Origin of the sequence: Bacillus sp. FSL P4-0248, from assembly GCF_038593305.1 — a bacterium.
Classification (GTDB): Bacteria; Bacillota; Bacilli; order Bacillales; family Bacillaceae; genus Bacillus; species Bacillus safensis.
In genome coordinates, this window is record NZ_CP151983.1 from 1,160,050 (window position 1) to 1,172,430 (window position 12,381).

Genomic DNA, 12,381 nt, shown 5'->3' on the forward strand with positions numbered 1-12,381 from the left:
GGAGGAAATAAACTTTGAAATCTTTTTGGGAAATAGACGAGGAAGGTTACTATACGTTAAAAAAGATCAATGCAGAAGAAATAGCTAAAGCTGAAAAGAAACTTGGTGTCACTTTGCCAGATACATATCCATAATGCTTTTCCAACCACTCATTCTAATTCATGGGCTGAGGATCACATTCAATTTAATCACCTGCTGGGAATTGCTGAAGATGAAGGGATTATGGATAGTGCCTATTTGATAAAAGAGTGGGAGCTGCCAGAAGGGCTTGTTTTGATTAACGGGGATGGCCATACTTGGGTAGCTATGGATTATCGAAAAACGAAAGAGAATCCTTCAATTCATTATTTTGATGTTGAGATGGAAGAAGACTTTAAGTTAGCAGATTCTTTTGACGAGTTTATTGAAGGTCTTTATACAGCTGAGTACACTGTTGATGAGGAAGCAGCAGAGGGTGAATATGAACTTCATGAAGATCATTTAAGTAAAGAAGAACTTGAAGCCATATTTGAATTGGACTTCCTTTATGAAGATAATTTGTATAAAATTCAATATTACCCAATGGTTGAATTGGATGAAATAGAATGGTTTTTTAAAAAGATGCAATATCATATTGAAAAAACAAAAGATGAAGATGATCTTTATGAAGTAGCTTCTACGATTAACAACGTTCTTTTATTGAATCCAAATATGCCAATCAACGATAAAATTAATAAAAATCTAAATCAAATTGCTAAATTTTTAGAAAAAAATAAAGATCCACTTATAGTAAATCAAGGAGAACAAATTGCTATGCAAACAAGTTTCCTTTAATTAGCTTTGAGCATGCAAAGACAGTCCATACTGGTGAAGATCTATCTGGAGAAGCATGAAATAAAATGAATATCATTTTGCCGTCCAAAGGGACGGCTTTTTTCAATAGAAACAGTTAACTGGATATACAACACCTCAAAACGTATAGACAAAATAGATAGGGGCTATTCATTCCTATAGTATTCATTAGATTAGAAGTTATCTATACGCTCCATTGCTTTATCAAAACCTTCATAGTCAATACTTGAATTATCTATACAAAAAGAATTTAATTACTGCGATTTTTCTCTCCCCAATCACATAACTGTTCTAAAATTGGTAAAAGTGTTTCTGCCTTATCTGTAAGACTGTATTCCACTTTAGGGGGGACTTGTGGATATTCCTTTCGTATAATCATCCCATCTGCCTCTAAATCTTTAAGTTGTGCACTCAATGTTTTAAAGGTAATCGTTCCAAGTCTCCTTTTCATATCATTAAAGCGAACGGGTTGATTTTCCGAAAGGAGATACAGAATTAGCATTTTCCATTTGCCTCCTATAACTGATAAAGTATATCCAAAAGGTGTCTCTTGGATATTACCCGTTTTTCTATAATCGGCCATACTCATATTGACACTATCCTTTCTGGTAGTAACTATCTAAATAGTGCGTACTTTTTTTCTCTCTATATTCATTTTATACTTACTTTACTTTGAAATAAAGGAGAGAAAACGATGACTAATATTAAAACCTACAATCACAATCTATGGGATCACGGTATTACCCAAGGATATAGCGTTAAAGGAATAATCTATATTTCAGGTCAATTTTCATACGATAAAAATGGTATGTTCGTTGGTAAGGAGAATATTGAAGCTCAGACTCTGCAAACATTTGAGAACCTTGATCGGGTATTGGTGGAATTGGGAGCTACGAAATCCAACATTGCATATGTTGAAATTTTTCTAACAAATCCACAAGAACACTCCGAAACGGTCATAGATCTATTCAAGGAATACTTAGGTCAACACAGACCAGCTGGCAGTCTCATTGGTGTGACATATCTGGCTTTCCCAGAGCAATTGATTGAAGTCAAGGCTATCGCACACACTGATTAAATATGTTATCGTATGCACATCATCATGAAAATAGTTATTATGTTACTGCGAAAGGTCTTATACCTAATCCGGACGGAATTCACATCAATGCGATGTCCTAGAGAATATTTGGTATAAGATATTATGAAGCATTTCGAAAAAAAGAACATATACATGAGCCAATAACAAATGAACATGAGTTAGTGAATGAATGTCATAATAGAATGAATACCTCAGCAGAGAAAACATATATAGCACTAGAACAGTTCACGTTAGGGAAGATGACTTACAAAGAGTTGCTGCAGGCTTTATCGTAGGTAAAACTCATGGTAGACTTTGAATGGACAGAAACACATATCTCTTGAAAGGATGATTGTGGTGGTGAAAACAGATAAAGTCTCCTCCTGAATACAGTAAATCACACATTCAGGAGGATTAAAAAATGTTTAAACAAATAGATGAAAATTATCCGAGAAAAGAGCACTTTCATCATTATATGACGTTAACTCGATGCTCATATAGTCTGGTGGTTGATCTAGACATCACGACATTGCATTCAATATTAAAAGAAAAAAAGCTAAAAGTATATCCTGTGCAAATTTATTTGTTAGCAAGGGCTGTGCAAAAAATACCGGAGTTTCGGATGGATCTAGTGAACGATGAACTTGGTCACTGGGATCTTCTCGATCCTAGTTATACGATTCTAAATAAAGAAACAAAGACATTTTCAAGTATTTGGACACCTTATGACGAAAACTTTGCTCGGTTTTATAAAAGCTGTGTGGCCGACATTGAAACATTTAGCAAAAGCAGCAACCTATTTCCGAAACCTCATATGCCAGAAAACATGTTCAATATTTCAAGTCTGCCGTGGATTGATTTTACTTCTTTTAACCTTAATGTATCTACAGATGAAACTTATTTACTGCCGATATTTACGTTAGGTCAATTTAAGATGAAAGGAGAAAAAATCATCCTACCCGTTGCGATTCAAGTACATCATGCTGTTTGTGATGGTTATCACGTCGGTCAATATGTGGAATATTTGAGGTGGCTTATAGAACATTGTGAAGAGTGGTTAAGCGATTCATTGTATACTTAATTTTCAAAAGGTGTAGTCATTTGATTTTTAGAAAAGGCAGACTTGATGGAGTCTGCTTTTTTGTTATGTGAAGAAAATGCGTAAAATCTGTTACTCAACTGTTCTTTTTGCGGTTTCTTTTCGGTGCCTTGAAAACTCATACATGTGATAATAAATGTAATATAAGGGAAATTAGTGGAAGGGGAATAAGGGATGGAGAAAGTTCTTTCTTCACATGTTGGTGTGAAAATAAATGAATGGTATAAAATGATTCGGCAATTCAGTGTACCCGATGCAGAGATTTTGAAAGCTGAGGTAGAACGAGAAATTGAGCGAATGGAAGAGGATCAAGACCTGCTCATTTACTATCAATTGATGTGTTTTCGACATCAGCTTATGCTCGATTATATTAAACCTTCAGAAAAACGATCGCCTTCTGTTTCTGATTTGGTTGATAAAATCGAAAATTCAAATCATCAACTTTCTGGTATGCTGCAATACTATAATGCTTTTTTTAGAGGAATGTATGACTTTAGTAAGAAAGAATACATAAAGGCTATCCAATATTATAAGATCGCTGAAAGGCAGCTCGCATTGGTGGTCGATGATATTGAGCAAGCAGAGTTTCACTTCAAGGTGGCTGAAGCCTACTATATTATGAAACAAACTCATGTTTCTATGCATCATATTATAAAAGCCTTAGACATCTATAAGCAGCATGAACAATATAAAGTTCGCCAAATACAAAGCTTGATTGTTATTGCAGGAAATTATGATGATTTCAAGCGATATGACAAGTCATTACAGCATCTAAATACAGCTTTTTCTATAGCAGAAGAGCTCGCCGATAATATGTTAATTGCTAAAATTCTATTGAACATAGCGAATACATATGATCGACAACAAAAGTACACTGAAGCAATCATACGCTACAGAGAAGTTTTAGACATTATTACACCACGAAGTATCGATATAAAACCAATCACCCTATTTAGTTTAAGTTGGTCGTTGTATAAATCTAGTCAACATGATGAAGCCGCTCCACTCGTAGAAGATGGTCTTAAGTGCTCCTTAGAGATAAATGATTCGTTGTGTTTGATGTTATTTAAAGCTTTAAAAGCCATTTATATAGATGCTAATGAGAATGCAATTCTAGAAGTGCTAGATTATTTTGAGGAAAAGCAACTATATGTCTATGTAGAGGCTTTTGCTCAAAGTATAGGATTATCTTCTGAAAAAAAGGGGGACTTTGAAAAAGCTGCCGAATATTATAGAAAGGCTCTTAAAGCTCAAAATGATATTCAAAAAGGAGAGTGTCTGTATGATTATTAAAAAATTACTAGTCATTGTATCCATTGTATTGTTAAGTGTTTCAACAGTAGAAACTTTGAAAATCATTGAAACAAAATCAATTCGGAATACAACTATGGAGGAGCAACAAAAATCAAATCGAAACACGACTATGATTGATCGAAATACAACCTCTGAAAACGTATAGACAAGATTAAAACAGACTTTAATAGTCTGTTTTTTTATGAAGTAGAATGAGCAAATGAACAGTTGGTCAATGTTATACTTATCTCAATAGATATAGGGAGGTCCCCACTTTGAAACCATTTTGGGAGAAAGAAGAAGAGAGTCCTTTCACGTTAGAAAAGATAGATGAGGAAAAAATTCGTGAAGCAGAGGGAAGACTTGGTGTCACTTTACCTGATACATATAAAAAGCTCATTTTAGATTGGAACGGTGGTTTTACAGTGCGTAATGCGTTTCCAACTGATCAGCCGAATTCATGGGAGATGATCATGTTCAATTTGACCATCTAAGAGGAATCGCCAAAGATGATGGCATCATGAATAGTTCCCAGTTAAGTGATGAATTGGAGCTGCCGGAGGGACTTGTGATCATCAGCGGAGAGGAAGAGACATGGATCGCAATGGATTATCGAAAAACGAAGGAACACCCGCCTATCCACTATTTTGATTTAGAAATGGGAGTCGATTTTAAGCTGGCGGATACTTTCGATGATTTTATTGAGCAGTTATATACAGCTGAAGACGCCATGATCGAGGTAGTAGAAATTGATGAGGAATGCTCGGATTTGTATATCAGTAAAGAAGAGCTTGAACAAATTTTTGAGAGACAAGACCTTTGTCAGCAGAATCTCTTTAAAATGGCACATTATCCGATGGAAGAAATTGAAGAGATTGAATGGTTTTTCGATCGTATGAAAAAATGCATCAAACAGATAAAAGATCAACATATTTTGTATGAAGCAGCGACAACGATTCACTCCATCCTTCTGTTAAACCCGGATATGCAAAGAAATGACCTTATCAATCAAGAGCTGAAAGAAATAGCGGAGTTTCTAGAAAATAGTGGTGAGCCTGATACCGCTTTTTTGGGAGAGGACATTCATCCTGTGAAAAAACGATAGTGAAAGAATAAAAGCCCCTGAAAAGGGCTTCTTTTTGTAATCTTATTGAAAGTCATATTTAAATGAAGTATAGTAGTTTTATATTATGAAGAGGAGGATGGTTAAAAATGATGCATGCAGGAAGATTACGCCAGCAAACTTTGAACAATCAATAATTTCATATGTTCAAAGGCTCTGTTTTCATCAAACAGAGTAAACGGAGGAGTCTGCACATTTTTAATCATTTTCAGCGGTCAAGTATGTAACTTTACTTGAAGACAGACAGATATCGTTTCTGTCTTTTTTTGTAATTTTTATTAATATAAAGAGAGAGATGAGTCTAGCCGTGTTTACTCTAGCCACAGATAGCAGCCTATTTGTGGTTTTTTTGATGATTTTCTTAACGCCTATTGATCATGACTAAATGAGCAATTGGAGGAAAAGAATATGAATAGACTAGAATTAAAGCAATTAGCCAAACATCACGGATTAGAAATTTTAGAGAATACCATCAAAATAAATGAATCAGGTGTGGATTTCCGTGTCGCACATGTCGAAGATTTACATGGTGATCAATGGATATTAAGAGTGCCTCGCAGACCTGAATCAATGAAACATACTTTACAAGAAAAAAAGACATTAGATCATATGAGTAAGCAGGTTCACTTTCAGGTCCCTCAGTGGTCTATCTTTACAGAAAGTCTGATTGCTTATAAACAATTAGAGGGGGTACCGTCGGCTAGTATTGATGTGGAGAAGCAATCATATGTGTGGAGTTTTGATCAAACGAAAGTACCGCAAGCTTATTATGAATCATTAGGAAGAGTTCTAGCGAATGTACATTCCTTAGATCAACAGCCTTTTAAAACGATCGGTGTGGAGATGCTCAGTGCTCATGAATTAAGAGGATCAATGAAACAGCGAATGGAACGTGTCAAATCGCAATACACCATTAACAGCGGTTTATGGGAGCGCTGGCAAGAATGGCTAGCTAAAGATTCTTTATGGCCGCCTTTCGTGGGAGTGAAGCATGGAGATTTGCATCCCGGCCACATTCTGATTGATGAAAATCAATGTGTGACGGGTGTGATTGATTGGTCTGAAGTGGGGGTTGGTGATGTATCTGCAGACTTTTTGTCGCATCAACTTCTCTTTGGGAAAGAAGGGTTAACAAAACTTATCCATGCGTATGAAAAAGCAGGCGGGAGAACTTGGCCAGGAATGGATGAACATATAATAGAACTTCTGACGACAAGTGCGATCACTGTGGCCGAGTACGCACAGAGATCAGGATTGAAATATATGCATGAATCTGCAGCATACATGTTGGCAAACGAAAGCTAATCAATCAGAACGAATCCAAAAAAAGCCCTAAAAAGGGCTTTTTTTAATCTAATTCATGAAAAAACTGTTTGAGTTGATCAATGAAAACGGATTTGGATTTTCCTTTTTTATAAATGAACTCGATATTGATGTTGAAATCAATGGATGGGTCTATTGAAATTTGTTTTAATGTTCCTTGTTCTAGCTCATTTCTAACACAATGATGAGGTAGAAATGATAGTCCCATTCCTTGCAGCACTAAATTTTTTGCAGTTTCCATATGATCAACCTCAATGGAAATGTTCGGTGTGATGTTGTTTTTTTGAAATAATCGATGGAGCATCAACCAATCAAATGATCCATAGTCAAAGAAAATAAAAGGCTGTTCTTCTAGCTCTTTCATATTGATGTTGTCAAGGCTGGCAAGTGGGTGATGAGTTGGGACGAACAGCCCGATTGGATCGCTGAAAATTGGGATCGATTCAATTTGAGGATGTGTTTCAGTCCTCACAATCCCAAAGTCTACTTGGTTGTTAATCACTTTTTGGACAACATCCTTTGAATGTCCTGTTACGATTTTCACTTTCAGGTTTTCGTATTTTTCTTTTAGGGCGGGCAATATGTTAGGCAATAGATTATTGGAAATGGAGGATGCGCATCCAATCGTCAATTCATAAGGAATCATCGTTTGTTTGAGACTATGCTTTGCTTCTTGATAAGAATGGAGAATCTTTTTGGCATGCGGGTAAAACTGTTCACCTTTTTCCGTCAGAGATAGTTTATTTCTCTGTCTATCAAATAATTTCAGGTCTAATTCCTTTTCTAATGATTGAATACGTGCCGAAACAGAAGGCTGGGTTAAATACAGTGCTTCCGCAGCTTTATTGATACTGCCTAGCTGGCATACATAAATAAACGCTTCTATATTCTCAATATTCATGTTATCCCCTTATATGACGTTCTTTAAATGTTTAGTTTTTCAAGCTCATACACTAATTTTACAGCCTCTTTCGCCAAAATGACAGTAGGGTCAATCACTTTCACATCTTTAGTTGACCTTAAGACTAAGGGGATTTCTGTACAGCCGGCAATGATGGCTTCTGCTCCTTGATTGATTAAAATTTCTGCAGCTAACGCCAATTCACTTTCGCCTTTACTTAATTTTCCTGCTTTCACTGCATATATCCCATTCATCACGTTTTTCTGAAGATTTTCACTAGGAGTCATGACGTCAATCTTGTGATGAGCACAAGCCTTTTGATAGAGCTGGGTTTTTAATGTTCCATCAGTACATAGTAAGCCCACAGATGTATAGTGATGTTTGTTTAGGTAATTTGCGGTTTCTAATGGCATGTTCATAATAGGGATATGAGTGGAATGTCGTACGTTTTCTAAAAAGAAGTGTGCGGTATTGCATGCAATAAGAATAAAGTCCGCTCCGGCACGTTCTAATCTCTTTACTGATTCAATCATATATTCTGTAGGATCGTCGCCTTTCCCAAAAATTGCAGTGGTTCTATCAGGAATTTGAGGGAAATTATCAGCAATCACATGTAAATGATCCTGATCTTTAATAGCTGGTGTATGTGAAATGATTTTTTTCATCAGATCAATCGTTGCTAAAGGACCCATCCCGCCCATAATACCAATCGTTATAGACATAGATATCACCACATTTCTTTTTTTCTATTATAAAAAAAGAAAGCATGGTAATCGTTATAGAAAAGTTCTATTTGTATATAGAAGGTTGATGAAAAGCGCATTTATCTGTCTTGAAATATGAGTTGCAATCTATTCAAAAAACATTAGAATAAAGAAAATTGACAAAGGAGCAGCCATATGAATTTCAATTTAAATGAAGCTTTGGATATGTTGAGTCGAACTCCTCACATGTTAGAAAGTCTTTTGTCCGGTTTATCGAATGATTGGCTTCACAGCCGTGAAGGAGAGGGAACATGGAATCCAGTTGAAGTCATTGAACATTTGATTGAAGCAGAGAAATTCAATTGGATTCCTCGATTAAATGTGATTCTTGCTGATGGAGAGAATACACCATTTCCTGCGTTTGACCGCTACTCTCATTTGAATCAAACTGAAAGACAGATAGAACAAGCACTATCTGAGTTTCATCATGTGCGGATGGAGAATGTGGCATACATTCAGCGCATAACACATTCAGGCCTTGATTTAGAGAAAAAGGGCGTCCATCCGGAGTTTGGGGTCGTGCAAGTGAGCGAATTACTTTCTGCGTGGGTTGTCCATGACTTCACACACATGTCCCAGATTGTTCGGGTCATGGCGGAACGATATCGAACCGATGTGGGTCCATGGAGCGCTTATTTAGGAATTTTGAATAGGAAATAAATGTTTAATGACGCTTAGCGGCCCACTCAGATTGAAGAATGGCATATTGATATTCATCCACCCAATGTCCCTTCGACATATAATTTTGCAGCAAATGTCCTTCGCGTCTCATTTCTAAACGTTCCAGCACTCGAATGGATTTTTCGTTGCGCACATCTGTAAAGGCGATAATTTTATGTTTGTTCAATGTCATAAAAATATATTCGAAGATTGAACTGAGAGCTTCGTGAATATAGCCCATTCCTTGGTATTCGGGCGCGAGGGTAAAACCTATTTCAACGATTCTAGGTTCACTGTCAAGTGTATGGATGGCGCAATCTCCTATCAGCTGATTGGACTCAGATAAGGCAATAGCGTATTGAAACCACGTCCCCGGTTGATTAGGTTTTTGTGTCATTTGATGTTGAACAAATGATTCAGCATTTTCGTACGTGTAGTTTTCCCAAGATTGAAATTTTGCAATAAAAGGATTTGCTCGATATTGATAAAATGCTTCAATATCCTGTCTATCAAATTGACGAATAACAACCCGGTTTGTTCTTGTAAATATGCTGTTTGCATTCTTCATGTGTTAACCTCACTTTTTAGTTTGTTCTTGATTTGAAAAAGTCTATCAGCCATTCAGATAGCTGCTGTTGTGCTTTGCTGACAAATCGATCTGCATAATAAATTAATTCCAAGTGCCGGACAGGTGCTGGATCAGCAATAGGAATCGAAACAATATTAGGCCACATCGAATGTTGCTTTAGTAATCCTCTTGGCTGAATGGTTGCACCGATGCCGGCTTCAACCAGCTGCAATAGCGAAAACGCGGACCCAACCTCCATGGCGGTGTCCAGTTCAACACCCTGTTCTTTACATACGTCATCTACTAAATCCCTTCCTAGATATCCCTTCGGATACATGACCAACGCACGGTGAGTCAGCTCTTTTAATGACACTTCGCTCTTTTGGGCCAAATCACTTTCTGAATGAACAAATAATTCGTAAGGCTCACTTCCAAGTGGAATTTGAACGAGACGCTTATCCGCAGGCCCTCGCAGTCCGATGCCGAGATCCACTTTATGCGAAAGGACTTCTTCACGAACGAAGATATTTGAATATGCCTTTAGATTGGTTTCTGGATAAAGAGTTTTAAATTCTACAAATAGTGGCACCAGCTGAAAATCAAGATCTGAAGGGAGTACTGCGAGACGAACGGTTCCTCGTTTTTCCGATAATAGTTCTTTCATCGCATTTTTTGCATCTCTTTCAGCTTGAAGCATTTTCACGCCATATTGATAAAGCAGTGAACCAGCTTCGGTAGCAACGACCTTTTTGCCGATTCGATCAAAGAGCGGCATCCCAACTTCTGCTTCAAGCAGTCGAATTTGCTGGCTAAGTGTAGGCTGTGATATACCTAGCTGCTCAGCGGCTTTTGTAAAATGCAAATGGTTGAATACAGCCATAAAATAGGTAATATGCCGGGTATCCATATGTCCACCTTTCATAAATGATAGTCTTTTCCTATCATCATAATACGATTTATTGTATTGATCAATGAATGCGGCAGATTTATACTCAAAGTAACCTTAACAAGATGAGAGAGAAAGAAGGGTATTGATGAAAAAAATATATTATTTAGCCGCTTTATTTTTAGCCGCTTTAAACTTACGTCCGATCATTACTTCCGTGGCTTCCATGATGAGCATGATCCAATCAGAGCTTGGAGTAAACGCACTGACAGCAAGTCTTTTGACCACTTTGCCTGTCCTTTGTATGGGAATATTTGCTCCCGTTGCAACGATACTCAGCCGGCGTTTTGGTTTAGAGAGAACGCTGTTTTTCTCGATTCTTCTTATCACGATTGCCACTGCACTGCGTGGTACTAGCCAATCGGTTGCTATCCTGCTCATGACTGCGTTTGCTGGAGGGGTAGGGATTAGCTTCGCAGGTCCTTTATTGTCTAGTTTTATTAAAAAATATTTCCCGAGAAATCCTGGTATTGTCAGTGTGTATTCAATTTCGATGACAATAGGTGCAGCGCTCGCTTCCGGCTTCACGATTCCGATTTATCTACGCAGTCAGCATCATCTTCCATTTGCATTGTCCTGCTGGGCTATTCTAGGGGTGATCGCCCTTATTCTATGGATAGGTTTAGCTCGCAAAAATGAGCAGAGTGATCTTGTAACGTTGCCGTTAAAATTGCCGCTGCGAAACAAAAAGGCCATTCAATTCACCTTGTTCTTTGGCTTTATGTCCAGTATGTTTTATTCTTTGACGGCATGGATTTCACCGATTGCTCTTAGTTTTGGAAACAGTCCGCAATATGCTGCCATGCTCTTGACCATATTTACACTCATTCAGATTCCGGTGGCACTACTCGTTCCAGCAGTCGTTACTCGGTTAGGAAAACCGAAATTATTTCTCATCTTATGCAGTCTGTCTGAACTCATTGGTCTTATCTTTCTTCTTCTGCCAATGCCGATCTTGCCAGCCGTCATTTTCCTAGGTATGGGTGCCGGGGGGTTATTTCCTTTAGCGCTTATGCTCCCGATTATGGAGACGAGTACTCCGGAGGAAGCCGGAACCTGGTCCGCGATGTCGCAGATGGGCGGGTACATCGTGGGTGGATTCGGTCCGTTTTTCATTGGCTTGGTTTTCGATTTAAGCGGACATTTTTATGCTTCCATTGTGGCAATGCTTGTCATCGTCTCGTTAATGATTGGCGTTCAGTTATCAATGAAACTTGGTAGAAAAGAAGAAGTGTCGAGTTAAATGATGCAGCTTCACATTTCAATATAAACGGGGGAATTCTATTGCTCATTCGAGAAGCAAAAACGATCGATTATCCACAATTAAGACAAACCTATTTAGAATCCCGGCGCCAGAGCTTTCACTGGCTCAATCCAGAAGAACTCCATCTGCAAGATTTTGATCAAGATACGCAGGAAGAGCAAATTTTCTTAGCTGAGGAGAACAATAAAATCCTTGGATTCATTTCTCTATATGTACCAGATCGTTTTATTCACCTTTTGTTTGTACATCCAGAAGCTGCTGGTCAAGGGGCTGGCGATCTGCTGCTCAAACAAGCGATAAAAGTTTTAGGAACACCGGTCACCCTCAAATGTGTCTCCGACAATCACAAAGCTTTATCTTTTTATCAAAAAAGAGGGTGGAAGGCTGTTGTGGAAGAAGGAGAACCTGGAGCGGAATACTGGGTGCTTATTTATGAATAGAAGTCATTTTATTTTATCAATTTCACGGCCCTTTATTGGGCCTTTTTGCGGTTTCTTTTCGGTGTCGAATGGTACATAAAATGATAATATA

12 protein-coding genes and 2 pseudogenes are annotated in these 12,381 nt (G+C 37.7%); 9 read left to right on the plus strand and 5 right to left on the minus strand.

Annotation, left to right across the window (positions count from 1 at the left end; all coding sequences use genetic code 11):
* The first annotated feature begins 14 nt into the window (after positions 1-14).
* Positions 15-813, plus strand: a pseudogene (locus NST65_RS05815) (SMI1/KNR4 family protein).
* 268 nt (positions 814-1,081) lie between these two features.
* Here NST65_RS05815 and NST65_RS05820 read toward each other — a convergent pair.
* On the minus strand, positions 1,082-1,420 hold the full coding sequence (locus NST65_RS05820) for a helix-turn-helix domain-containing protein (protein WP_024424994.1): 339 nt from the start codon (positions 1,418-1,420) through the stop codon (positions 1,082-1,084).
* Between the two features lie 105 nt (positions 1,421-1,525).
* On the opposite strand from NST65_RS05820, the gene NST65_RS05825 reads away from it, so the two are divergent.
* The 5 genes and pseudogenes from NST65_RS05825 (at position 1,526) to NST65_RS05845 (ending at position 6,729) form a co-directional block, all read left to right on the plus strand.
* Positions 1,526-1,909, plus strand: a complete 384-nt coding sequence (locus NST65_RS05825) for a RidA family protein (protein WP_034282012.1) — start codon at positions 1,526-1,528, stop codon at positions 1,907-1,909.
* A gap of 421 nt (positions 1,910-2,330) precedes the next feature.
* Entirely contained in the window at positions 2,331-2,990 is a 660-nt protein-coding gene (gene catA, locus NST65_RS05830) for a type A chloramphenicol O-acetyltransferase (RefSeq protein WP_111927253.1), read from the plus strand.
* A gap of 192 nt (positions 2,991-3,182) precedes the next feature.
* Entirely contained in the window at positions 3,183-4,301 is a 1,119-nt protein-coding gene (locus NST65_RS05835; protein WP_111927255.1) for a Rap family tetratricopeptide repeat protein, read from the plus strand.
* A 275-nt stretch (positions 4,302-4,576) separates the two neighbouring features.
* Positions 4,577-5,406 (plus strand): annotated as a pseudogene (locus tag NST65_RS05840) (SMI1/KNR4 family protein).
* Positions 5,407-5,832: 426 nt separating this feature from the next.
* Complete coding sequence (locus NST65_RS05845; RefSeq protein WP_111927257.1) at positions 5,833-6,729, plus strand: macrolide 2'-phosphotransferase; 897 nt, start codon at positions 5,833-5,835, stop codon at positions 6,727-6,729.
* A gap of 43 nt (positions 6,730-6,772) precedes the next feature.
* Here NST65_RS05845 and NST65_RS05850 read toward each other — a convergent pair whose 3' ends face one another.
* Together NST65_RS05850 and NST65_RS05855 are read right to left on the minus strand one after the other, a co-directional pair.
* The gene (locus NST65_RS05850; protein WP_034284281.1) at positions 6,773-7,648 is read right to left on the minus strand and encodes a LysR family transcriptional regulator; all 876 of its coding nucleotides are present in this window, start codon (positions 7,646-7,648) and stop codon (positions 6,773-6,775) included.
* 23 nt (positions 7,649-7,671) lie between these two features.
* Positions 7,672-8,370, minus strand: coding sequence for an amino acid racemase (locus NST65_RS05855; protein WP_070325725.1), 699 nt, complete (start codon positions 8,368-8,370; stop codon positions 7,672-7,674).
* A gap of 177 nt (positions 8,371-8,547) precedes the next feature.
* Between NST65_RS05855 and NST65_RS05860 the strand changes: the two genes are divergently transcribed.
* A complete protein-coding gene (locus NST65_RS05860) occupies positions 8,548-9,072 on the plus strand; it encodes a DinB family protein (protein WP_034284285.1) in 525 nt (174 codons plus the stop codon).
* A gap of 4 nt (positions 9,073-9,076) precedes the next feature.
* On the opposite strand, the gene NST65_RS05865 is transcribed toward NST65_RS05860, so the two are convergent.
* On the minus strand, positions 9,077-9,640 hold the full coding sequence (locus tag NST65_RS05865) for a GNAT family protein (protein WP_070325726.1): 564 nt from the start codon (positions 9,638-9,640) through the stop codon (positions 9,077-9,079).
* A 16-nt stretch (positions 9,641-9,656) separates the two neighbouring features.
* Positions 9,657-10,562, minus strand: a complete 906-nt coding sequence (locus NST65_RS05870) for a LysR family transcriptional regulator (RefSeq protein WP_034284287.1) — start codon at positions 10,560-10,562, stop codon at positions 9,657-9,659.
* Positions 10,563-10,674: 112 nt separating this feature from the next.
* Here NST65_RS05870 and NST65_RS05875 point away from each other — a divergent pair, with 112 nt between their 5' ends.
* Together NST65_RS05875 and NST65_RS05880 are read left to right on the plus strand one after the other, a co-directional pair.
* Entirely contained in the window at positions 10,675-11,829 is a 1,155-nt protein-coding gene (locus tag NST65_RS05875) for an MFS transporter (RefSeq protein WP_046310631.1), read from the plus strand.
* 41 nt (positions 11,830-11,870) lie between these two features.
* Positions 11,871-12,290 (plus strand): GNAT family N-acetyltransferase, encoded by a 420-nt coding sequence (locus NST65_RS05880; RefSeq protein ID WP_070325727.1) that lies wholly within the window; start codon positions 11,871-11,873, stop codon positions 12,288-12,290.
* Positions 12,291-12,381 lie beyond the last annotated feature (91 nt).